This is a genomic window from Halodurantibacterium flavum (assembly GCF_042681825.1).
Taxonomy (GTDB): domain Bacteria; phylum Pseudomonadota; class Alphaproteobacteria; order Rhodobacterales; family Rhodobacteraceae; genus Halodurantibacterium; species Halodurantibacterium flavum.
Window position 1 is genome coordinate 126,771 of record NZ_JBHUGH010000037.1, and the last position, 20,352, is coordinate 147,122.

Annotated in this window: 23 protein-coding genes and 1 pseudogene; 3 read left to right on the forward strand and 21 right to left on the reverse strand. The window is 67.6% G+C overall.

Annotated elements, in window-relative coordinates; genetic code table 11:
• Window positions 1–2 precede the first annotated feature (2 nt).
• Entirely contained in the window at window positions 3–1,067 is a 1,065-nt protein-coding gene (locus ACFSGJ_RS19520; RefSeq protein WP_390265726.1) for an ABC transporter substrate-binding protein, read from the forward strand.
• On the forward strand, window positions 1,064–1,891 hold the full coding sequence (locus tag ACFSGJ_RS19525) for an ABC transporter ATP-binding protein (RefSeq protein ID WP_390265728.1): 828 nt from the start codon (window positions 1,064–1,066) through the stop codon (window positions 1,889–1,891). The genes ACFSGJ_RS19520 and ACFSGJ_RS19525 overlap by 4 nt, the downstream gene beginning before the upstream one ends.
• Here the strand turns inward: ACFSGJ_RS19525 and ACFSGJ_RS19530 are convergent.
• The 8 genes from ACFSGJ_RS19530 to ACFSGJ_RS19565 all read right to left on the reverse strand — a co-directional run bounded on the left by ACFSGJ_RS19530 (window position 1,888) and on the right by ACFSGJ_RS19565 (window position 9,260).
• Window positions 1,888–2,265: a hypothetical protein gene (locus tag ACFSGJ_RS19530; protein WP_390265730.1), complete on the reverse strand. Its 378-nt coding sequence runs from the start codon at window positions 2,263–2,265 to the stop codon at window positions 1,888–1,890. The two genes, ACFSGJ_RS19525 and ACFSGJ_RS19530, sit on opposite strands and share 4 nt — an antisense overlap.
• Window positions 2,262–2,843 (reverse strand): hypothetical protein, encoded by a 582-nt coding sequence (locus tag ACFSGJ_RS19535; protein ID WP_390265732.1) that lies wholly within the window; start codon window positions 2,841–2,843, stop codon window positions 2,262–2,264. Before ACFSGJ_RS19535 ends, ACFSGJ_RS19530 begins: the two co-directional genes overlap by 4 nt.
• On the reverse strand, window positions 2,840–3,523 hold the full coding sequence (locus ACFSGJ_RS19540; RefSeq protein ID WP_390265734.1) for a response regulator transcription factor: 684 nt from the start codon (window positions 3,521–3,523) through the stop codon (window positions 2,840–2,842). Before ACFSGJ_RS19540 ends, ACFSGJ_RS19535 begins: the two co-directional genes overlap by 4 nt.
• On the reverse strand, window positions 3,508–5,064 hold the full coding sequence (locus ACFSGJ_RS19545) for a sensor histidine kinase (protein WP_390265736.1): 1,557 nt from the start codon (window positions 5,062–5,064) through the stop codon (window positions 3,508–3,510). Before ACFSGJ_RS19545 ends, ACFSGJ_RS19540 begins: the two co-directional genes overlap by 16 nt.
• An 8-nt stretch (window positions 5,065–5,072) precedes the next feature.
• Complete coding sequence (locus tag ACFSGJ_RS19550; protein WP_390265738.1) at window positions 5,073–6,422, reverse strand: ATP-binding response regulator; 1,350 nt, start codon at window positions 6,420–6,422, stop codon at window positions 5,073–5,075.
• Window positions 6,412–7,572 (reverse strand): FIST N-terminal domain-containing protein, encoded by a 1,161-nt coding sequence (locus ACFSGJ_RS19555; protein WP_390265740.1) that lies wholly within the window; start codon window positions 7,570–7,572, stop codon window positions 6,412–6,414. The genes ACFSGJ_RS19550 and ACFSGJ_RS19555 overlap by 11 nt, the downstream gene beginning before the upstream one ends.
• Window positions 7,573–7,608: 36 nt before the next feature.
• On the reverse strand, window positions 7,609–8,331 hold the full coding sequence (locus ACFSGJ_RS19560; RefSeq protein ID WP_390265742.1) for a response regulator transcription factor: 723 nt from the start codon (window positions 8,329–8,331) through the stop codon (window positions 7,609–7,611).
• Between the two features lie 134 nt (window positions 8,332–8,465).
• A complete protein-coding gene (locus tag ACFSGJ_RS19565; protein WP_390265744.1) occupies window positions 8,466–9,260 on the reverse strand; it encodes a quinoprotein dehydrogenase-associated SoxYZ-like carrier in 795 nt (264 codons plus the stop codon).
• A 99-nt stretch (window positions 9,261–9,359) separates the two neighbouring features.
• Between ACFSGJ_RS19565 and ACFSGJ_RS19570 the strand changes: the two genes are divergently transcribed.
• Complete coding sequence (locus ACFSGJ_RS19570; RefSeq protein ID WP_390265746.1) at window positions 9,360–10,376, forward strand: quinoprotein relay system zinc metallohydrolase 2; 1,017 nt, start codon at window positions 9,360–9,362, stop codon at window positions 10,374–10,376.
• Window positions 10,377–10,383: 7 nt separating this feature from the next.
• On the opposite strand, the gene ACFSGJ_RS19575 is transcribed toward ACFSGJ_RS19570, so the two are convergent.
• The 13 genes and pseudogenes from ACFSGJ_RS19575 to ACFSGJ_RS19635 all read right to left on the reverse strand — a co-directional run.
• A complete protein-coding gene (locus ACFSGJ_RS19575; protein WP_390265748.1) occupies window positions 10,384–11,037 on the reverse strand; it encodes a hypothetical protein in 654 nt (217 codons plus the stop codon).
• 4 nt (window positions 11,038–11,041) lie between these two features.
• Complete coding sequence (locus tag ACFSGJ_RS19580) at window positions 11,042–11,911, reverse strand: ABC transporter permease (protein WP_390265783.1); 870 nt, start codon at window positions 11,909–11,911, stop codon at window positions 11,042–11,044.
• Window positions 11,881–12,603 (reverse strand): ATP-binding cassette domain-containing protein, encoded by a 723-nt coding sequence (locus ACFSGJ_RS19585; RefSeq protein ID WP_390265750.1) that lies wholly within the window; start codon window positions 12,601–12,603, stop codon window positions 11,881–11,883. Before ACFSGJ_RS19585 ends, ACFSGJ_RS19580 begins: the two co-directional genes overlap by 31 nt.
• A 7-nt stretch (window positions 12,604–12,610) precedes the next feature.
• Complete coding sequence (locus ACFSGJ_RS19590; protein WP_390265752.1) at window positions 12,611–12,862, reverse strand: PepSY domain-containing protein; 252 nt, start codon at window positions 12,860–12,862, stop codon at window positions 12,611–12,613.
• 24 nt (window positions 12,863–12,886) lie between these two features.
• Window positions 12,887–13,333 (reverse strand): cupredoxin domain-containing protein, encoded by a 447-nt coding sequence (locus ACFSGJ_RS19595; RefSeq protein WP_390265754.1) that lies wholly within the window; start codon window positions 13,331–13,333, stop codon window positions 12,887–12,889.
• 57 nt (window positions 13,334–13,390) lie between these two features.
• Complete coding sequence (locus tag ACFSGJ_RS19600) at window positions 13,391–14,377, reverse strand: YVTN family beta-propeller repeat protein (RefSeq protein ID WP_390265755.1); 987 nt, start codon at window positions 14,375–14,377, stop codon at window positions 13,391–13,393.
• Entirely contained in the window at window positions 14,374–15,570 is a 1,197-nt protein-coding gene (locus ACFSGJ_RS19605) for an ABC transporter substrate-binding protein (protein ID WP_390265757.1), read from the reverse strand. The genes ACFSGJ_RS19600 and ACFSGJ_RS19605 overlap by 4 nt, the downstream gene beginning before the upstream one ends.
• A gap of 114 nt (window positions 15,571–15,684) precedes the next feature.
• Window positions 15,685–16,215 carry a rhodanese-like domain-containing protein gene (locus tag ACFSGJ_RS19610; protein WP_390265759.1) on the reverse strand — a complete coding sequence of 177 codons (531 nt, stop codon included), beginning with the start codon at window positions 16,213–16,215 and terminating at the stop codon, window positions 15,685–15,687.
• Window positions 16,215–17,033: a substrate-binding domain-containing protein gene (locus ACFSGJ_RS19615; RefSeq protein WP_390265761.1), complete on the reverse strand. Its 819-nt coding sequence runs from the start codon at window positions 17,031–17,033 to the stop codon at window positions 16,215–16,217. Before ACFSGJ_RS19615 ends, ACFSGJ_RS19610 begins: the two co-directional genes overlap by 1 nt.
• On the reverse strand, window positions 17,021–17,530 hold the full coding sequence (locus ACFSGJ_RS19620) for a c-type cytochrome, methanol metabolism-related (RefSeq protein ID WP_390265785.1): 510 nt from the start codon (window positions 17,528–17,530) through the stop codon (window positions 17,021–17,023). Before ACFSGJ_RS19620 ends, ACFSGJ_RS19615 begins: the two co-directional genes overlap by 13 nt.
• 108 nt (window positions 17,531–17,638) lie before the next feature.
• Entirely contained in the window at window positions 17,639–19,453 is a 1,815-nt protein-coding gene (locus tag ACFSGJ_RS19625; protein WP_390265763.1) for a methanol/ethanol family PQQ-dependent dehydrogenase, read from the reverse strand.
• A gap of 286 nt (window positions 19,454–19,739) precedes the next feature.
• Entirely contained in the window at window positions 19,740–20,180 is a 441-nt protein-coding gene (locus ACFSGJ_RS19630; protein WP_390265765.1) for a c-type cytochrome, read from the reverse strand.
• Window positions 20,181–20,233: 53 nt separating this feature from the next.
• Window positions 20,234–20,352, reverse strand: a pseudogene (locus ACFSGJ_RS19635) (S-(hydroxymethyl)glutathione dehydrogenase); the annotation flags it as partial.

A 20,352-nucleotide genomic window follows, 5' to 3' on the forward strand; every position in this document is an offset into this window, starting at 1 on the left:
AGATGAAGGTATCGCAGTTGCTGCCCGTAACGGCGCAGGGTCTCGCGCCCTTTCTTGCACGGGCTCTGGCACCCGTTCTCGCGCTGGCCGTGCTGGCCTCGCCGGCGCTTGCCGATCCGTTCCGGCTGATCGTGACGGATCTGGAAACGCCGCTGGTGCCGAACTCGGTCATGGATCTGGCGCTGCAAGAGGGCTATTTTGACCGCGCGGGCGTCGAGGTGGAACTGGTGCGCGTCCAGCAGACGCCGCTGGCCCTTGCCGCGCTTCAGGCGGGCGAGGGCGAGATGGCGAACATCTCGGTCGATGCGCTGTTGCAGGTGATCGCCCGCGGGGGCGCCGATCTGCGCGCCGTGACCTCGCCCAACAAGTCGCTGCCCTACCTGATTGCCGCCGCGCCCACGGTTCAGGGTGTCGAGGGGCTGGCGGGGACGCGGTTCGGCGTCGGGCGGCTCGGCAGCCTCGATCATTCGCTCTCGATGCTGGTGCTGGGGGCGGCGGGGATCGAGCCGGAAGGGCTCGATATCGTCACGCTGGGTCAGCCGAATGTGCGGGCGCAGGCGCTCCTGGCCGGGCAGATCGACGCGACCACGATGTCGATCGGCACGCTGCTTGCCATGCCCGATCCGGATGCGGTGCAGGTGCTGATTGATGTCGATGCCTATTACGCCGCGGCGCCGGTGGTGATGAAGGTCAATGCGGTGCCCGCCGCCGTGCTGGAAACCCGCGGGGACGAGGTCGAGGCGGTGATCGAGGCGCTGGTGCTCGCTTCACGCGATTATGCCGCCGATGGCGCGCTCTGGGCCGAGGCGATGGCGCGTGCCCGCCCCGATGTGGACCGTGCCGATCTGGACCAGCTTGCCACCACCTATGCCGCAAGCTGGTCGGTGAACGGCGGGCTGCAGCGGCAGGAACTGGAACACACGATGGAATGGCTGGCCGGGACCGAGGATTTCGCGGATCTGGAGGTGCCGCCGATGTCGCAATGGCTCGACTTCGCGCCGCTCGACCATGTGCTTGCCCGGATCGGCATCGCGGATGACATGGATATGGACGTCCATTCCAGATGATGGAGCGGCAGGGCTTCGCGCATCTGGAGATCCGCAACGTCTCGCGCGCGTTCGTGCGCGGGCGCCAGAGGGTGCAGGCGCTTGGCGATGTGAACCTTTCCGTGCGCGGGTCCGAGGTGGTGGTGATCCTTGGTCCGTCCGGTTGCGGCAAGACGACGCTTCTGCGGCTGGTGGCGGGGCTGACGCCGCCCGATACGGGGCGCATCCTGATCGGCGGGCAGCCGCCGCGACCGGGGCGGGACAGCGCGATGGTGTTCCAGTCGTTCCGGCTGCTGCCATGGAAGACCACCCGCCAGAACGTGGCCTTTGCCCTGTCGCATCTGCCGCGCGCGGAACGGGCCGCCCGGGCGGACCATTACCTGTCGCTTGTCGGTCTGGCGCGGTTCGCCGCTTCCTGGCCGTCCGAGCTTTCGGGCGGGATGCGGCAGCGCCTTGCGCTCGCGCGGGCGCTTGCGGCCGAGGCGCCGATGCTCTTGATGGACGAACCCTTTGCCAGCCTTGATGCGCAGACGCGGGAACTGATGCAGCAGGAACTGCTGCGGCTCTTGACGCTGCGGCCGGCGACCGTCCTTTTCGTGACCCATAGCGTGGATGAGGCGCTGTTTCTCGCGGATCGGGTGGTGCTGCTCTCGCCGCGTCCGGGGCGGGTCGTGGAAACGGTCGATCTGCCCTTTGGCCGCAGCCGCCGCGACGCGGGCGCCGACCCGCGGGACGACCCGGATTTCCCGCTGATCCGCCGCCACCTCTGGGAGCGGCTGCGCGCCATGGTGCTGGACGACCCCACGTCGGACTTTTTCGGCAGGGATCCGCGCGGCGGCGCCTAGAAGCAGAGGATCTCTGCCTCGGCCTGCGCGCGCCGCAGGTTCGCCACGGCCTCGGTCGCCGGCGCGGTGCCGCGAAAGATCGCCGCCCGTTCGCCGGCCATCTGCCGCATCGACAGAACCGTTTCCCCGGCCACATAGTCGTCATAGGGCAGGATCGAGGCGATCGTGTCGATCGAGCAGGCGCAGCGCGCCATGCTGTCGCGGGTCTGTCCGTTCACCGCAAGACAGCCAAAGATGTAGTCGGCCCGCGCGATGGTCGGATAGTCGTTCAGGTCCTGCGCCGCCGCCGCCATGGGGAGACACGCGGCGAAAAGGGGGGCGATCCCCATCGCGGTCATCGTGCGGATCATCCGCCGCATCACTGGTCGCATCATCGGTCCTCCGCAATCAGGGTCAGGGAGGAATGATATCCCCCTGCGCCCGCGCCGGTATCGGCAGAAAGTCTGACAAGCGGCAGGGGCGCCGCCTCGTCGAGCGTAAAGCCAAGCCGCAGGTCGGCGAACCACCCCATCCGGTCGCGGTTCGGATCATTTGCAAAGGGGGCGACCACGATTTCGGTCCGCCCGGCAGGCAGCGGCTCCGGCAGCGGGGTCGTGTCGGCCACCAGGGCCTCGCGGATGCGGTTGCGGATGTAGAAGGGGCTGCCGCCCGTCTCCTCGGCCATTCTGCGCACGACCGTTTCCAGAAAGAACAGAAGCGCCGGGTTGCCACCTTCGGCGGGCAGCGCGCCCAAGGGGCGGGTGCGGTCGTCAACGCTATGCGACAGGGTCATCCGGCCCTCGGCGTCGGGGGCCGACAGCGTCAGCTCGCCCAGGGTGCCGTCATCCTCATGGGCAAAGCGCAGCGGCAGGGCGGCGGTCATATCGCCGGTGCGGAACAGCGTGTCCGACAAGGGGCCGGCAGAGGCCGCAAAGGGCAGCAGGACCCAGAGTGCCAGGAGGAGCCATTTCATGCGCAATCCCCACCCCGCGTCAGGACGAAGCCGCGCCCGCGCAGGGTGCGCAGCGCCAGCCCCGAGTCGGCCAGCGGTGCAAGCTTGCGCCGCAGATAGCCCACATAGACATCGACCACATTTTCCGCCGATCCGCCATGCGGCGCCCAGAGCGCGTCAAAGATCGCCCCCCGGCTGACGATCTGGCCCGGATGCTGCATCATGAACTGCAAAAGCTCGCCCTCTCTCTCGGTCAGCAGGATACGTGTTTCAGCCTGGCGCAGGGTCCGGGTCGCGGGGTCATAGCTTGCCGTGCCCAGCCGGATCGCGCGGTCCGGTTCCGCCCGCAGCAACTGGACCCTCAGCCGGGCGATGACCTCGGACAGTTCGAAGGGTTTGACGATGTAGTCGCCCGCCCCGGCGGCCAGCCCCTCGGCCCGGTCCTCGACCCGCGCGCGGGCCGAGAGCACGATGGCGGGCATCGCATGGCCTCGCAGCCGCAGGTCCTGCAACAGCCGCGCGCCGCAATCGGGGCCCAGCATCATGTCGACGATGGCCGCATCGAAGGACCGGCGTTCGAGCATCTCCAGCGCGCCCTCGGCGGTCGCGGCATGGGCCGTGGCATAGCCCTCGGCGCCCAGCCCCCGCCGCAGCAGGGACGCGATATCCTCGTCATCCTCGACGATCAGGATGTCAGGCATGACATGTCCTCCGGTTCGGTCAGCAGGGATTGCGCGGCCTGCGGCAGGCGGATCGCCACGCAGAGGCCGCGGTCGGAACTGCCAAGCGCAAGGGTGCCGCCATGCGCCTCGATCACCCAGCGCGCGAGCGCAAGGCCCACGCCGAAACCGGGGGTGGCCGCCCCCGCATCGCCCCGGCCAAAGCGTTCGGTCACATGGTCCAGCAGATGCGGGCCAAGCCCCGGCCCGTCGTCGCAGAACCGCAATGTCACCATGCCCTGCGTGACGGACGCGGTAATCTGCAGCCGTGCCCGGGCGCCTGCATATTTCGCGGCATTCTCGATCAGCCCCGCCGCGACCTGACGCAGCCATTCCGGGTCGCCCGTCACCACGGCCCCGGGCGCGATACGGCGGTCGATCCGCATCTGGGCGATCAGCGGGCGCAGGTCTTCCAGCGCGGCCTCGATCAGCGGCGCCAGCGCGACGGGCCGGCGGTCGAGGTCAAGCTGCCCGCTTTCAGACCGGGCTATGCGCAACAGATCCTCGATCCGGCGGAAAAGCCGTCTGGCCCGGCTGCGGATCGTGACGAAGGCCGTCGCCCATGGATCGGGGGCGCCACGCATCCCCAGTTCGGCCTCGCCCAGGATGACGGTCAGGGGGGTGCGCAGCTCATGGCTCACATCGGCGAAAAAGCGGCGCCGTTCGGCATCGGTGCGGGCAAGACGGGCGTTTGCCTCTTGCAGGCGGGCGGTGCGGTCTGCCACAAGCGTTTCCAGCCGCGCGCGCCGACGGTCGAGCCGCCGCGCCATCTGCCGCATCCGCGCGAAAAGCAGCGACAGTTCATCCCCCGGCTCGTCCCCCGGTTCATCCCTGTCGCCCCCGGCGAGCGCGAGATGTTCCGCCCCCGCCGTGGCCTGACGCAGCCGCCGCGCCAGCGGGCGCAGCAGCAGAAGCCACAGGCAAAGAAGCGTCGCGGGCGCCGCCACTGCCACGGCAATCGCATACCCCCCAAGGTCGCGGCGCAGCCGGGACAGCGCGGACATCGCCGCATCGCGCCGCCGGCGTTCCAGTTCGATCTGTTCCGACAAGAGCGGCGGCACCTGCAGCGCATAAAGGCTGAGTGCCGCCCGCGCCCCGTCCGACCCCGGCGGATAGCGGTCGAGCGCGCGGGAAAGCTGCCGGAACTGCGCCTGCGCCCGGGCCAGCAGCAGGGCAGGGGCGGCGCGGCGATCGGCCTCGGCCGTGTCATGCGCCTCGGCTACATCGGCGGCGATCATGCGTTCGAGCGCGGCAAAGGCATGGGCCACCGCCGCTTCCTCGGGCGGGGTGGCGCCGGTCGCGTCGGGCGGCCGGGCAAGCGAGGCCGTCACCCGTTCGTTGACGCGCGATGACAGGGCCGCATAGGCCTCCATCCGCCCCTGGGCGGCGATTGCGCTTGCCGCATGACCCTCGGCCCGGGCGAGACCGTGTACGGCGATCCCCGCGGCCAGAACGGCAAGGGCCGCAAGGCTCGCGGCCCCCAGCATGAGGCGCAGCCGCAGGTTCGCGCGGTGCCGCTTCATGCGTCCTCTCATGGCCGGTGCTCCAGCAGGGTCAGGATCGCCTGTTGCAGCACCGGCTCGGCCACCGGCTTTTCCAAGACCTGCACGGCCAGCCCCCGCGCCTGCGCCACAAGAAAGGGCGCCCGTTCCGCCGTCACCAAGAGCGCGGGCAGATCGCCCAGCCGGTCGCGAAAGGCGCGGATGGTGCGCAGCCCCGTATCGCCCCGGTCAAGCTGATAATCGCTCAGCAGGATGTCGGGCGGCGGTCCCTGCGCCAGAAGGCCAAGCGCCGCGTCCGTCCCCGCGGCGGCGGCGACCTGCATTCCCCAGCCCTGCATCAGCAACACATAGGCGCCGCGCATCGCCGTGTCGTTTTCGACCACCATCGCCCGCCGTCCCCGCAGCGCAGCGCCCGCCCCCATGCCCGCAACACCGCGCTGTTGCGGCGGCACCAGCCGCAGCGGTGCCGCATCGCGGGCCGGGGGCAGCCAGACGCGAAAGCAACTGCCCGTCCCCGGACGGCTGCGCAGGTCAAGTTCGTGGCCGAAACGGTTGCAGGCGCGGCGCACGATCGACAGGCCCAGCCCGCTGCCGGGGATCGACCCCTGGGGGTCCAGCCGCTCGAACTCGTTGAAGATGCGGTCGCGGTCATGGGCGGCGATGCCGGGGCCTGTGTCATGTACCTCGAGCGCGAACATCCCGCGCGCGCGCCGCACCCCGACAAGGATCCGGCCCTGCGGTGTGTATTTGATGGCGTTGGACAGAAGGTTCTGCGCGATGCTGCGCAGATAGACCGGGCTGCTTTCGACGATGGCCGAACTCGGGACACATCTCAGGTCGAGCCCGCGCGCCCGGGCCTGCCCCTCGAAATCGACCGCGAGCCGCAGCAGAAGCTGGCCCAGATCGACGGGCTCGGGTGTCACCTCCAGCGCGCGGCTGTCGAGGCGGGAGATGTCCAGCAGCGCGCGGATCAGCTCTTCGGCGGAATCGAAGGCGGTGTTGATCCGCCCCACCACCTCGGCCTGCGCAGGGTCGCGCAGCAGGTCCGCCAGATGCGAGAGAAAGAGCTTGGCCGCGCTGAGCGGTTGCAGCAGGTCGTGGCTTGCCGCCCGCAGAAAGCGGGACTTGGCGCGGTTCGCCTCTTCGGCCATTTCGCGCGCGGTATCGAGTTCGCGGTTGATCGTCCCCAGTTCCGCGAGCGTGCGTTCCAGATCGCGGTTGCGGGCCATCACCTCTTTTTCCAGCACCGCCGCCGTGCGCGACAGGGCATAGGTGGAACTGCGCGCATTCTCGATCCGGTCGAGCCGGGCCGCCAGCGCCTGGTTGATGCGCAGAAGCTTTTCGATCTGGCGATGCGGGCTGTCTTCCTCACGCAGCATCGCCGCCCCCGGGGTCGAGGAAGGCAAGCCCGACGAAGGTCTGGTTCACATGAACCCCGCCATGCTGTTCGCCATAGGTGTTGAAGCCCGCCACGTTGTGCCGCGCGAACATGCGCGCCACCGTATCCTCCAGCCCCGCCTGTTCCAGCGCGATGCGGCGCAGGATGCAGTCAAAGGCCAGGATCATCACCGAACGGTCCTCAAGCCCGCTCAGCCGGTGTTCCAGCCCGTGGGTCATGTCCTCGGCCCGGCCCAGCGAGAGCATCATTCCCGGCTCTATCGCCGACATGAGGTGAAGCGCGCCGTCGGGGGTCGCCTCGCGGATCGCGCGCACCTGATGACGGCCGCCGATCCGCACCAGCAGCGGGTGCCGTGCAAAGACGCGCGGCCCCAGCGCATCGGCGGCAACGCCCACAAGACGGGCATATTCCTCGGCCGCGGGTTCGTCGTTTATGGACAGGATCAGCCGGTCTTCCGGCAGGGCCGCGGTGACGACCATCCGTTCCTGCGCCGCAGAGAAATGATCGAAGACGATCTCTTCGATCGCGAAATCCGTCTCGAACAGGCAGAAGATCGCGCTGCCCTGACGGGTTTCGGCATCGAGCACCAGACGGGTATTGTCGAACCGCAGCCCGTCGCCGGCCGATCCGCCCAGAACCAGAAGCTGCGGCAGCGTCGCGTCCACGGTGGCCACGACGATTTCTTCCTGCTGCGACAACCCGTCGATCAGCAAAAGCCCGAACCGCGTGCGGCCCGGCAGGCTGCCGAACCGGTCGTTCAGGGCCCGCAGCGCGTCCATCCAGTCAAGTGCTGCCATGGTGCGCAGGTTGCCGAGCCAGATCGCATCGGCCCGGAACCGCGCGGCGGGAAAGCCGATGGCGACCAGCGTGCCGTTCCGGTAGCCGTCCGCCGCGAATTCCCCGGCCGAGGAACAGCCCATGATCCGGCATCCCGGTCCGAGACCCGTGCGGAGATCGGCAAGAAGCCCGTTTTCCAGATGCTCCGGCGCGCCGAAAAGCAGCATCGCCGCCGGCATCACCGGGATCATTTCCCTCAGGATATGGGCCGCCGCGTCAGGGGCTGCGCCGGCCGCGGTCACGACCCTGGGATGTCCCGCCGCTGCTCCGACGCTTCTGTCGTGCCTGTTCACGGCGCCCCTCCCTCTGCGCCCGATGCGGCGGATCGTTCAGTGACTGAAGATGCGCGCCCGGTTCGCGGCCAGCGCCGCCTGTGTCCGGTTGCGCACGTTGATCTTCTGCATGATCGCCGCGATATGGGTCTTGACGGTCGCCTCGGTGATCGAAAGCTCCCACGATATGATCTTGTTGGGCCGCCCCTGGCAGATCAGGCGCAGGATGTTCATCTGCTGCGGCGTCAGGGTCGCAAAGCGCTGCATGAGGTCGGCCAGTTCCGTATCGGCCGCCTGTGCCGCCCCCGCGTCATAGCCGTCGGGCGTTACCAGATCGCCGCCCCACATCCGCTCGAACGCCTCGATCATGCGGGCGCGCGGCAGGCTTTTGGAGACGAAGCCCTGCGCCCCGGCCGCCATCGCCGCCGTGACCATCGCCGGGTCGATCTCGGCCGAGATGACGGTGACGGGCACATCCCCCGCCTGCCGTTGCAGCGCCATGATGCCCTCGACGCCCTCGACATCCGGCAGCCGGAGGTCGAGCACGATGGCATCGGGGCGCGGCCCCTCGCGCAGCATCCTTTGCGCCGCCTGCAGGTTTGTTGCCACCCGCGCGCGCCGCAGGCCGAACGCATGGCTGAGCGTCATCGAAAGCGCGTCGCAGAACAGCGGGTGGTCGTCGACGATGAGAATGTCATCCACAATCCGCGCGTGTGTGCCGCGGGCATGACTTCCCTGGTCGGGGGCGCGGGCCGCGTCCCAGTCAGAAACATATCCCATGATTTCCTCCACTGCCGGGCGAGCCTCCTCCGCGCGCCCCGACAGTGGAAAGAGTAGTGCGCGTTTTGTCGCAGGGGAATAGTTTTGTGCACTGCGGTACACGAAAGTCCCGATTTCGGGGTTGGGGGAGGGGCTCATCCCCGGCCCTCCAGCGGCAGATCCTGTTCAAAGCGGTTGCCGCGCGTATCGGTCGCCACCACACGCAGCGCGGGTGCGCCGTTGTCCCGGAACCGGAAATCATAGACCGGATCCTCGGAGACCGAGATGCCGCCCTCGACCGCGAAGAGCATCTCCTCACCCTGCCAGACCTCAAGCTGGTCGACGAAATGCGCGGGGATGTTCAGCAGCGTGCGCTGGTCGCGCTGCAGGCCGGAATAGTTCGGATGCCGGATCATCAGGCGCACCTGGCGATAGCCATCGGCCTTTTGCAGGGACAAAAGCCGCATCCGCCCCATCTGGGCCAGTGCCTCGGCGGCATCGCGGCCCGCAGGTGCGGCGCATCCCCCCGTCGCCCTGACAAAGCGGCCCGTCATCAGCGTGCCGCCCTCGCTTTCGGCGATGGCGCGGATGTTGGAATACTGCTCGACCCGCACGCGCATCTCAAAGTCGAGCGGGTGCATGGCGGGCGACAGCCGGATCGTCGCCGCCACCGGAGCGGGGTTTTCGTCGACCACCAGCACCAGTTCCCCGATCACCGGCGCGTCGGGCGGCTGGGTCAGGTGCACCGGCACCAGCGCCGGGTCATAGGCACGGAAGGGCGCGTCGAGCGCCAGCGCATCCCCCGCAGGTTCCGGCGTGACATCGCCCAGAATGTCATAGGCAAGGTCATCCCAACTGCCGCCCGCGCGCAGCGGGTTCTCCGCCTCTGCGTGAACCGGCGCCGCGAACAGCATGGCAACAGTCAGGCATGATGCAAGGGCGCGGCGCATGGGGTCCTCCTTGGTCCCATCAAAGCACCAACCGCGCCGCCCGGCCATGCGACTTTCGGTTGAGTTCCCGCGCCCCCCGCGCTGGGGCAAGCTGGGGCGATGTTGCACCTTCTGCTGACGCTCTGCCTGACCGAGGCGCCCGCGATCTGCGCCGAACGGCTGCTGCCGCTGCCGCCGCAGGAGGATTGCGAGGCGGTGGCTGTGCCGCACATCGAAACCTGGCTGTCGGACCGCCCCGACCTGCGCCCGCGGGGCTGGCGATGCGGCGCGGCGCCTGCACTCGATCTGGCCGAGATCGCGCCGGGGCTGTTGGTCCATACCGGGGCGAACGCCATGCCCGACCCCCAAAACCTGGGCGAGATCGCGAACCTTGGTGTGGTGATCGGCCGGGATGCAGTGGCGGTGATCGACGCGGGCGCCACGCGCGCGCAGGGCGAGGCGCTTTATGCGGCGATCCGCGCCCGCACCGACCGCCCCGTCTCGCATCTTGTCCTGACGCATATCCATCCCGATCACAGTTTCGGCGCCGAGGTCTTTCGCGAAGCGGGGGCCGAGATCGTGGCCGCCCGCAATTTCGCACCCTCGATGGCCGCGCGGGCCGAAACCTATCTGCAAAGCTATCGCGACCAGATCGGCGCGCAGGCGATGCTTGGCACGCGGATTGCCCTTCCGGATCGCGTGGCTGACGCTGAAACCATCGACCTCGGCGGCGCGAGGCTGAGGCTGGAGCCGGTCGCCACCGCCCATAGCGACAGCGATCTGGTGGTGCTGCATGTGGAAAGCGGCATCCTCTTTACCGGCGATCTGGTCTTCAACCGCCTCGCGCCAACGCTGGACGGCTCGTTACAGGGCTGGGCCGACTGGCTGGCGCAGCCGCGCGACCTGCGCGCGATCGTGCCGGGGCATGGCCCGGCGCCCCTGCCCTGGCCCGAGGGGGCGGATGCGACCCGGGCCTATCTGGCGCTGCTGGACCGGCAGGTGCGCGCGGCTCTTGATGCAGGCGAACCGATGAGCCGCGCCATCACCGCGCCACCGCCCGGCGGAGACTGGGTGGGCATGTCAGAGGCGCATCCCCGCAACCTGTCGGCCGCCTACAAGGAACTCGAATGGGAGTGATCCGATCTTACTGCGGCAGATGCGCCATCACCGCCCGCCCCAGTGCGAAGGCCCGTTGTTCAAGGATCACCGGCGTTTCACAGACATAGATCAGCGATTGCTGGCGGTCGAGAAAGATGCGCGTGTCCCAGTCGAGTTGCAGCTCGACCTCATCCATGCGGTCATAGTCGGGCTCACCCCGTTCCATCGCGGCGGTCAATGCGGCCATTTCCTGACGGCGCGCGTCGATCTGGTCATCCAGCGCCTTCTGCTTGGTCGCATAGCGGGCGATCCCGGAAATGATGTTGGACCGCGCCCGGTCGATGCGCTGGAACGTCGCGAGGTAAAGCGCGGTCAGCCGCGCGGCATCCGCCTCTTGCGCAAAATCTTCGATCAGCGCTTCGGCCTCGGGCAGGGGGGTCCGGCGCAGTTCCAGCCGAGCTGCGAGGCGCTGGATCTCGGGCTCGCGTGCCATCGCCTCGATTGCGTCGTCGGGCTGGGGGCCGGCCCAGACCTGCCCCAGCGACAGATGCGGGATCTTGCGCTGGATGCAGGGCCATTCCGGGTCGTCAAAGGTCGCGGCCGCGACCGGATGGCCAGGCAGCCCCGCAACAAGGGTCGCGACAAGGCTGGCGACAAGGCCCGTCACGAGGACCCTGACAAATATCGGTGCAGTTCGCATGGGCTTATCCTTTCCGTTTCCGCCAGAGCCCCTTTGCAGGGTCGTACATGTAGACCGCCGCGCCGAAGAACAGGATCGCGCAGCCCAGAACCACGGCGAAGGAAAGCGGCTCGAACCGCAGGTAGAGGGCAAATCGGATCAGTTCCACAGCGTGGGTGAAGGGGTTGAAAAGCGCGATATCATGCAAAAGCGTGCTCGATTCCCGCAGGCGCCACAGCGGGTAAAGCGCGGTGGAGGCAAAGAACATCGGAAAGATCACGAAGTTCATCACCCCCGCAAAATTTTCCAGCTGCCGGATCGCCGAGGAGATAAGGAGCCCGAGCGACCCGAGCATGAGCCCCGTCAGCACAAGCGCGGGCAAGAGCGTAAGGAACCCCGTCGGCGGCGGCTCTATCCCCCAGGCCCAGGCGATGGCAAGAAATGCATAGACCTGAAGCACGGACACGAAGGCCCCGGCCAGCAGTTTCGAGCCGAGCAGGAACCACCGGGGAAAGGGGCTGACCAGAAGGGTGCGCATCGCCCCCGTTTCGCGATCATAGACCATCGACAGCGATGACTGCATCCCGTTGAAAAGCTGGATCATCGCGCAAAGACCGGGCGTCACGTAGACCTCGTAGAGCACATAGGTCTGGTAGGGGGGCGTGATCGACAGGCCCAGCACCGCCCGGAAGCCTGCGGCAAAGATGAACAGCCAGACCAGCGGCCGGACCAGCGCGGCGACGAACCGTTCCCGCTGATGCACGAAGCGCAGCACCTCGCGCCACACGATGCCGCGAAAGGCCGTCGCATAGGCGCGCGGCCCCCGGCGCGTGGGGGCGGCCACCGGCAGGGCGCCCGGCGCGTTCATGCGGGCAGCCCCGTCAGGCGCAGGAATGCGTCGGTCAGGGTGCCGGTGCCGGCAAGCCCGGCGGCGGTGGCCCTTGCCAGAACCTCGCCCCGGTGCAGGATCACCACAGGGTCGTCCGGCGCGATTTCGTCCAGCACATGCGTGGCCCAAAGGGTCGAGACGCCGGAGGTTTCGATCAGCCGCCGCACCAGCGCCAGAACATCGGCCCGCGCCTTGACGTCGAGCCCCACCGTCGCCTCATCGAGCAGCAAAAGCCGGGGGCGATGCAGCAGCGCGCGGGCAATCTCGGCCCGGCGCTGCTGCCCGCCCGACAGGGTCGCGACCCGCGCGTTCTGCCGCTCCTCCAGATCGACAAGGGCCAGCATCTCGGCGATGCGGGTCAGGGCGGCGCGCCGGGGGATGCCGTGCAGGGCCGCGTGATAAAGGAGGTTCTGCCGCAGCGTCAGGTCGGCGTCCAGCGCGCGGGTCTGGAACACGACGCCCAGCCGTTCCAGCGCGGCACCGGGGCTGCGCCTTGCGTCATGGCCCGCCACGCGGATCGTCCCGCTCGTGCTGTCGTAAAGCCGGGTGATGAGCGAGAAGAGCGTCGTCTTGCCCGCCCCGTTTACCCCCAGAAGCGCGCAGAAACTGCCCTGCGGCACGCTGAAACTCACGTCCCGCAGGGCCGTCACCCGGCCAAAGCTGTGGCTGACGCCGCTGACCTCGAGCGCGGGGATCATCGGCGGATCATTCCGCGCGGCGTTCGGTCACGTTCAGATCGGCGTCGAGCTTCATGTCATACTGGCCATCGGCGCACATCACGTCGTCGAGGTCATAGGTGCCGTCATCCTCCAGCTCGATATCCTCGGGGTCGATCTCGCACTGCATCTCGGCGAGCATCGCGTTGATGCGTTCGACCGTTTCGGCATCGGGCGTGTCGGCCAGCGCCGGCCCGGTCAGCAGGGCAAGCGCGGCGAGAATGGTAAGGGGGCGTTTCATGCGGTTCTCCTTTTCAACGGATTTTCAGCGGATGTGGAATACGGCGCGCTGGGTTTCCCCTGTCGAGCCGGGGATGCGCAGTTCATAGGTCCCGGGCACGACGGCGATGAAGGACATGTCCACCTCGCCTGCCGCGTCGAATTCGATGCTGTGAACGCCCATGGGGCGGATCTCGATCTTGTTGATGACGATCTCGTTCACCCAGATTGCGCGAAAGAAGTCCCCGCCCGACAGCGCCAGTTCCGCCGAGCCGTCGGCCACGATCTGCAACCGGTAATAGGTGCCGGACTTGAGTTCGTAATCGGCCCCCGCCACCGGCTGCCCGGAGGCAAGCGTCAGGGGTTCCAGCCGTTCGCGGTTGCTGGCCGACATGAGCCCCGCAAAGCCATAGTCGAACGGTTGCGCCGCAACTGGCCCCGCAACTGGCCCCGCGAGCCAACATGCCGCTGCGATTGCGATGATGCGTTTCATGCCCTCTCTCCCTTTGCTGTTCAGTGGGTCTTGGCCATTCACGGGCCCTTTCGCTCTTCACGGGGTGGCGACCGCGACGACGCCCCAGGGCTGTTCGCCGACCTGAACCGAGCGGATGACGCGGTTGGTTGCCACCTCGATGATCGAGATGTCGTTGGAATTGCCGTTGGTGGTGAAAAGGAACCGTTCGTCCGGGCTGAAGGCCAGTTGCCAGACGCGCTGCCCGACCAGCAGGTAATCCTCGACCTCATAGGTTTCGCCGTTCACCACCGCGACGCGGTTCGCCGGGCCAAGCGCGACATAGACCGTGCGCCCGTCCCCGGTGACCTTGAGGCCCACGGGCTGCAGCGCCTCGGGCAGGACGCCCGGCACCTCGAACGTGATCTTGTGCACGATCTCGCGTGCCTCGGGGTCGATCACCGAAACCGTGCCGCCGATTTCCGAGGTCACGAACAGCACCGATCCGTCGCTGGTGAACTGCGCATAGCGGGGGCGCTGGTCGACCAGCACATTCGCCACGATCTCATAGGTCTCGGCGTCGATGAAATGCGCCATGTTCGTCGTTTCCGACGTGTTGATGACGATCCGGCCATCGGGGGAAATGCCCATCCCCTCGGGCTCCACCCCCACGGGGATTTCCGCCAGCACCTGTCGGGTTTCCACATCCACCACGGTCACGAGGTTGTCGTCCTCATTCGCGATGTAAAGCGGGTTGCCCGAGGGGTGCAGCACGAAAAGCTCCGGGTCCGGGCCCGAGGGGAGCGAGGGCAGTTCCTCATAGGTTTCGGTGTCGAACACCCGCACGAGGTCGTCATCCGAGGCGCAGACATAGAGGATCCGCCCATCGGGCGAGGCGGTGATGCCGCGCGGCCGCTGTCCCCCGGCAAAGCTGTGGATCACCTCGAAGGTGGTGCCGTCCAGCACGGTGATGTCGTTGCTGCGTTCGTTGCTGACAAAGATCCGGTCGGCAAAGGCGGGGCCGGCGGCCAGCAGCGCGGCCGCGACCAGGGCGCAAAGCCGGGGGGTAAAGGGCGGGGTGGTCACTGTTGGCCTCCTCTGCATTGGCTTTCGGGGCGGTCATGGCCAAGGCTGTCGAGCTGGCTGACCTGATGCAAGAATTGTGGCTGCGGCGAGACCGAGGTGACGACCGGGCCGGTCGCAAGCAGGACCGGCTGGCGCAACTGCCCGTCCCAGTCGCGAAAGGACAGGGCCTGCCCCTTGAAGCCCGCAAGCTCCAGCGCGGGGCTGCGGATATAGGCCTCGATCTCGGTGAAATCTTCGGACCCGGTGCGGCTTGCCGCCTCGCCCAGGGCGCGCAGAGCCAGCCAGACCTGATAATCCTCATCCCGCGCGGGGCGGTTCGCGAGCCGTTCGAACCGGGTCTGGAACTGGGTTGCGCCCCATGCCTCATGCGCGGGGTGCCAGCTTGCCGGGCGCAATCCGGCCGAACCCGCGACGGGCCGCGCATCCCATGTGTGATAGGGCAGCCATGCGGCGAATATCCCGGCCTCATCGGCGGCGACGATGACGTGATGGTCGCGCGCCCTCTGGGTAAAGACCGGCATCTGCGCCTGCACCTGCACATGGCCGCTGTCGGTGCGCCGGGCGCCGCCCGTATCCTCATAGACCCGTTCCTCGACGATCCGCGCCCCGAACTTGCGCGCGGCGTGGCGATAGGCCTCGGCCAGCGCCTGATCCTCGGGGTGACTGCCGGCGATCAGGAACCAGTCGGACCAGCGCTTGGTGACAAGGAACTGCGCCAGCGCATCGGCCAGCATCGCGTTGCTGGGCGCGGTGTGCAGAAGGTTCGGGCGGCAGCCCTCATTGCGCAGGCCATCGGCGCGGCTGCGGGCGTTCACGATCAGCGCCCGGTCGCCCGCCGTGTCGGCCAGCGCGCCCGTGACCGTCTCATCCGCCAGGGTCACGATCAGGCGGATATCGTCGGCCAGAATACCCTCCAGCACCTCGGCCGCGTTGTCGGGGGTGGCGGTGAATTCGTCGGTCACAAAGCTCTGGCCCATGAACTGGCCGGTGGTGCCGTTGTCGGCGGTTGCCAGCCGCGCGCCGGCAAAGCCCAGATCGTCAGGCGGCAGGTCGAGCCGGGAAATGGGCGCGCGCCCCGTCTGATCGACCCGCAGCACGGCCGCGCGATATTCGCTCTCCGCCATGGCCGGTTGCACAAGGGCCGGCTGTAGCAGGGCAAGGGCGATCACGCCCGCAAAGGCAAGGTTTCGCATGGTCTCCTCCTGCCGTCATGGGGCATCAGGACGCGCGGCTGGCCAAGCTGTTTTTGCCGTTAAGAAAAACATAAGGCTTTGTTTTCAAGGGCTCTCATACTTTTGTCGGGGGGCTCAGGGGGCGCCCGGCTCAGGCTCCGCAGCGACGAGCGGTCCGGGCCAGCCCTCGCTGCCTTCGGGAAACCAGCGCGCGCCGTCATAGCCCATCAGACGCGCACGACGGGTCGCGTTCCACGACATCCAGCAGTCGGACTTGCAGAAAAAGACCATGGGCGCGCTGCGGTCGCCGCCGCTGATCCGGTCAAGCACCGCCGCCATCCAGCGCTCGGTTTCCGGGGCCAGCGCTTCATATCCGATGCCAGGCACCCAATGGGCGCCGGGGATCGTGTCATGGGGCGGGCTGCGCCAGATCGTGCCCTCGGGCAGGCCGTCGGGGCGGGTCGTTGCGGGCAGGACGTCGACAAAGGCCACGCCGCCTGCATGCAGCGCCTGCGCCTCGTCCAGGGACAGGCCGGGGGTGCCCAGCACCGTATCGGGAACGGGGGCGCGATAGGGCGGGCCGCGAAAGCCCTCGGGCTCGGACCCGGCCAGCGCCATCCCCGGCAGGCAAAGCGCGAGCGCGAAAGAGAGCGCCCGCGCCCGCATCAGTTTATCACCTTGAGCGCGGTGCCGTAGTCATCCACCAGCGGCACGCCCGCCTCGAGCAGGATACGGTCGATTTCCGCCTGATTGCGCCGGATGAGCGAGTTGAGCTGGTTCTTCCAGACGATCTCGCCCGCGCGGACGCCCATCGTGATGCGGTAGAAGAGGCGCGGCGCGCCTTCGTCCTGCAAGAGCGGCGTCGCGACCAGCCCCCGTTCCTGCGCCAGCGGCCCGCCGATCGGCCCCCAGAGGATCGCGAGGTCGATCTCGCCGGCTTCCAGGTCGTCGAGCATGTCGCCGGCGGGGTCCTCGACCCGGCGATCCACGACCAGATCATAGCCCTTGGCCCGCCCGATCAGCCCATGGCGTGCCAGATGGCTGGCCGGGGGCGTTCCTGCCACGACCCCGATCCTGTGACCTGCAAGCGCCGGGTCCGAGAGCCGGTCCACCGAGGCGAGCGGATCGTCCGGGCGCGAGATCAGCACATGGGTCGAGGTGTAGTAGTGGTTGGTGTTCAGCACCAGTTCATGCCCCTGGGCATAGCCGATCACCACATCGCAGCGCCCGGCCTGAAGCGTGTTGCGCACAAAGCCCGTGACCATCGGAAACCAGGTATGTTCCAGCGGCAGGCCCTGAACCTCGGCCAGGTATTCGGCGATACGGTTTTCGAACCCGGTGCCGTCGCGGGACGATGCCGGGCTGTTCGCCGGATCGGCACAGACCCGGAAGGCGGATTGCGACACCAGGTCGGCGACCTGCGCATTCGCCGCCGGGGCGACCAGCAGCAGGGCGAGGGCGGCGAGGCGGATCATCCCATGCATTGCGCCTCCATTTCCCCGTAGGCCTCGGGCTTGTCGGCGCGCTGTGCCGGGCGGCCGCGGTCAAGTTCCCCCGCACCCCGCGCCCGCAGATAGGTCCAGATATCCTCGATATAGCACATGACGTTCTGGTTGGTGCCGAAGGCCGGCATCACCGAATTGCCCGAGGCCCCGGTACGCGCGCGCCCGCTCGCCACCACCTCCAGAAAGTCGTAGTAATCCATCCGCATGACCGAGTTCTTCAGCGCGGGCGCATAGGTCGAACCCTCGCCATCCGGGCCGTGGCAGACATGGCATTCCGCATGATAGCGGCGAAAGCCCGAGAAGGTCGGCCAGTCGACCGTTCCGTCCTCGGCGATGTTGAAGGTGGGGACGTCATCGGCGGTATAGGCGCGGATGCCGTCGTCATAGTCCATCGCGGTATCGGCGGACTGGGCTGCGGCAAGCGAGGCGCCCGCCAGCATCATGGTGACTGCCAGCAGGGGCACGGTGGGTTTCATCATTCCTCTCCTCCCAAAGAAGACGCCGCCCTGAGGATAGGTCCCGGGGCGGCGTCTGTCACTTGAACCGGCCTCAGACTTTAGTCTGGGCGCCGGATGGGCAAGGGATCACTCGGGCAGGGCAAAGACCGTCAGCTGCCCGCCAAGCGCGGTGTAATCCGACAGCGCCGCATAGCCGCCGACGGCCCCGAGCCCGTCATTCGGGTTGGTCAGACCTGCCGCAAGGCCGATCCCGGCCCAGCCGCCGATGCCCGAGAGGACGCCGATATACTGCCGCCCCTCATGTTCATAGGTCATGACGTTGCCGATGATCCCCGAAGGCGTCTTGAAGCGGTAGAGCTCCTCTCCGGTTTCGGCATCCACGGCCTTCAGGAACCCTTCGAGCGTTCCGTAAAAGACGACGTCGCCCGCCGTGGCCAGCGCCCCCGACCAGACCGAGAACTGTTCGGGCAGGGACCATGCCATTTCCCCGGTACGGGCATCCCAGGCGACGAAGTTGCCCATGCCGCCATGGCTGTCGGGCGCCGGATACATCGACAGCGTCGCGCCCACATAGGGCTGGCCTGCGGCATAGCTGACGCGGAACGGTTCGTAATCCATGCAGACATGGTTCGTCGGCACATAGAACAGCCCCGTCTGCGGCGAGAACGAGGCCGGCTGCTGGTCCTTGGTGCCAAGGGCGGCCGGGCAGATGCCGGTCGTGTTCACGTCCTCGCCGTTCTGCGCGGTCGAATATTCCGCCACCACCTGCGGGCGCCCGTATTGATCGGAATTCGGGTCCATTTCCACATGGGTCGCCCAGTTGACCGCCGGGTCGAATTTCTCGGCCTGCAGCAATTCGCCCGTCGCCCGGTCGAGCGTATACACAAACCCGTTCCGGTCGAAGTTCACCAGAAGCTGGCGCATCTCGCCGTCGAACTCCTGATCGACCAGGATGTTTTCGTTCACGCCGTCATAGTCCCATTCGTCATGCGGCGTCTTCTGATAGACCCAGGCGGCGACGCCCGTATCGGGGTTGCGCGCCATGATCGTCATCGACCACTTGTTGTCGCCCGGGCGCTGCGACGGGTTCCAGGTCGAGGGGTTGCCGGTGCCGTAATAGATCAGGTCAAGCTCGGGGTCATAGCTGAACCAGCCCCATGTGGTGCCGCCGCCGATCTGCCACTGGTCCCCTTCCCAGCTGTCGAGCGAGGAATTGGCGCCCACCGGCTGGCCCAGCTCCATCGTGTTTTCGGGATCAAAGAGCATCTCGTCGTCCGGGCCCGTCGAATAGGCGCGCCAGACCAGCTCTCCGGTTTCGATGTCATAGGCAGTGACATGCCCGCGCACCCCGTATTCACCGCCCGAGATACCGACGATGACCTTGTCCTTGACGGGAAGCACGGTTGCGGTGTTCGTCTCGCCGCGGGACGGATCGCCGTTCACGACCGACCATTTCACATCGCCGGTATGGGCGTCGAGCGCGACGAGCGTTGTGTCCGCCTGATGCAGGAAGATCGTGTCATCCGCATAGGCAACGCCGCGATAGACCGTGTCGCAGCACATCACGCCGATGACCTCGGGGTCCTGTTGCGGTTCATAGCGCCAGATGATCCGCCCGTCGTCGTTCAGGTCCAGCGCATAGACCATGTTCGGGAACGGGGTATGGACATACATGATGCCGTCGACCACCAGCGGCGAGCCCTCATGCCCGCGCAGGACGCCGGTCGAGAAGGTCCAGGCCACCTGAAGGTTGCCGACATTCTCGCGCGTGATCTGGTCAAGCTCGGAATAGCGGGTGTTGGCGTAGTCGCCCGTCTGGATCGCCCATTGCGCGGAATTGTCGATCGCCGCGGTCAGCGAGTCGTTGGCGTAAAGGGGGGTCGCCGTCAGCAGCAAGCCGGCGGTCAGGCTCAGTGGAAGTTTCAGGGGCAGATGTCGCATGGTTCCTCCTCCCGTGGACAATGCAAGAAGACATGCGGGATCGAACGCCCTGGGCGCGCGTATCCGGGTCTTATTGTCTTCTTATGGTTGAAGCTTTGCAGCGCCCCGTCGGCCCGTCAACGTCATAGGTCACCGTTTAAGCCCAAAGTATGACCGGGGGATCGGGGGACAGGCGGGTGCCGGGGCCGGTCCGGCGCGGCCGGTTTTGCCGGGCATGACGCGGCATGTTCCATGGCAATGGGCGGGCCCGCGCGGGGCCCGCCCGAAAGCTGCATTGACGGTGGGGTCAGTTGCCGGCGGTCGCGGCGCCATCCCCTTCCGCGCCCTCATCCGGGAAGGTCGCGAGATAGGCGATGATATCGGCGCGTTCCTGCGGGTTGCGGATGCCGGCAAAGGCCATCTTGGTCCCGGGCACCGCGGCGCGGGGCTGCTCGATGAAGTGATCGAGCGCGGCTTCGTCCCAGACGAGGCCCTCTTCGCCCGCCGTCACCATCGCCGGGGAAAAGCCGAAGCCCTCTTCAACCCCGGCCTGCCGCCCGAGCACGCCATGCAGGTTCGGCCCGGCGCGGTTCACGCCGTCCTGTTCCACCACGTGGCAGGCCTGGCATTTGCGAAAGGCGCGTTCCCCCCGTTCCGCGTCGCCATCCTGCGCAAGGCCGGGGCCCGCGCCCGCGACGGGCAGGATGATCGCGAGCGTCAGCGCAAGCCGCTGCTGGTATCGGCGCATGTCGTTCCTCCTCGGATATGCGATGATCTTCAAAACCCCACCATAGCCCTCTGTCAGAACAGGACGACGGATCTGATGCTTTCGCCCCTGTGCATGAGGTCGAAGCCCTTGTTGATGTCGTCGAGGCTGAGGGTATGGGTGATCATGGGGTCGATCTCGATCTTTCCGTCCA

What these genes read in the sequence shown, in the direction of transcription:
- ACFSGJ_RS19545 (WP_390265736.1), bottom strand. Translation starts at nt 5,064, where the DNA reads ATGAAGCGGCACCGCGCGAACCTGCGGCTGCGCCTCATGCTGGGGGCC.
- ACFSGJ_RS19575 (WP_390265748.1), bottom strand. Translation starts at nt 11,037, where the DNA reads ATGCGAACTGCACCGATATTTGTCAGGGTCCTCGTGACGGGCCTTGTC.
- ACFSGJ_RS19625 (WP_390265763.1), bottom strand. Translation starts at nt 19,453, where the DNA reads ATGCGACATCTGCCCCTGAAACTTCCACTGAGCCTGACCGCCGGCTTG.
- ACFSGJ_RS19630 (WP_390265765.1), bottom strand. Translation starts at nt 20,180, where the DNA reads ATGCGCCGATACCAGCAGCGGCTTGCGCTGACGCTCGCGATCATCCTG.
- ACFSGJ_RS19590 (WP_390265752.1), bottom strand. Translation starts at nt 12,862, where the DNA reads ATGAAACGCCCCCTTACCATTCTCGCCGCGCTTGCCCTGCTGACCGGG.
- ACFSGJ_RS19610 (WP_390265759.1), bottom strand. Translation starts at nt 16,215, where the DNA reads ATGCGGGCGCGGGCGCTCTCTTTCGCGCTCGCGCTTTGCCTGCCGGGG.
- ACFSGJ_RS19520 (WP_390265726.1), top strand. Translation starts at nt 3, where the DNA reads ATGAAGGTATCGCAGTTGCTGCCCGTAACGGCGCAGGGTCTCGCGCCC.
- ACFSGJ_RS19620 (WP_390265785.1), bottom strand. Translation starts at nt 17,530, where the DNA reads ATGAAACCCACCGTGCCCCTGCTGGCAGTCACCATGATGCTGGCGGGC.
- ACFSGJ_RS19595 (WP_390265754.1), bottom strand. Translation starts at nt 13,333, where the DNA reads ATGAAACGCATCATCGCAATCGCAGCGGCATGTTGGCTCGCGGGGCCA.
- ACFSGJ_RS19550 (WP_390265738.1), bottom strand. Translation starts at nt 6,422, where the DNA reads ATGCTGCGTGAGGAAGACAGCCCGCATCGCCAGATCGAAAAGCTTCTG.
- ACFSGJ_RS19535 (WP_390265732.1), bottom strand. Translation starts at nt 2,843, where the DNA reads ATGAAATGGCTCCTCCTGGCACTCTGGGTCCTGCTGCCCTTTGCGGCC.
- ACFSGJ_RS19560 (WP_390265742.1), bottom strand. Translation starts at nt 8,331, where the DNA reads ATGGGATATGTTTCTGACTGGGACGCGGCCCGCGCCCCCGACCAGGGA.
- ACFSGJ_RS19615 (WP_390265761.1), bottom strand. Translation starts at nt 17,033, where the DNA reads ATGCATGGGATGATCCGCCTCGCCGCCCTCGCCCTGCTGCTGGTCGCC.
- ACFSGJ_RS19605 (WP_390265757.1), bottom strand. Translation starts at nt 15,570, where the DNA reads ATGCGAAACCTTGCCTTTGCGGGCGTGATCGCCCTTGCCCTGCTACAG.
- ACFSGJ_RS19525 (WP_390265728.1), top strand. Translation starts at nt 1,064, where the DNA reads ATGATGGAGCGGCAGGGCTTCGCGCATCTGGAGATCCGCAACGTCTCG.
- ACFSGJ_RS19585 (WP_390265750.1), bottom strand. Translation starts at nt 12,603, where the DNA reads ATGATCCCCGCGCTCGAGGTCAGCGGCGTCAGCCACAGCTTTGGCCGG.
- ACFSGJ_RS19540 (WP_390265734.1), bottom strand. Translation starts at nt 3,523, where the DNA reads ATGCCTGACATCCTGATCGTCGAGGATGACGAGGATATCGCGTCCCTG.
- ACFSGJ_RS19530 (WP_390265730.1), bottom strand. Translation starts at nt 2,265, where the DNA reads ATGATGCGACCAGTGATGCGGCGGATGATCCGCACGATGACCGCGATG.
- ACFSGJ_RS19570 (WP_390265746.1), top strand. Translation starts at nt 9,360, where the DNA reads ATGTTGCACCTTCTGCTGACGCTCTGCCTGACCGAGGCGCCCGCGATC.
- ACFSGJ_RS19565 (WP_390265744.1), bottom strand. Translation starts at nt 9,260, where the DNA reads ATGCGCCGCGCCCTTGCATCATGCCTGACTGTTGCCATGCTGTTCGCG.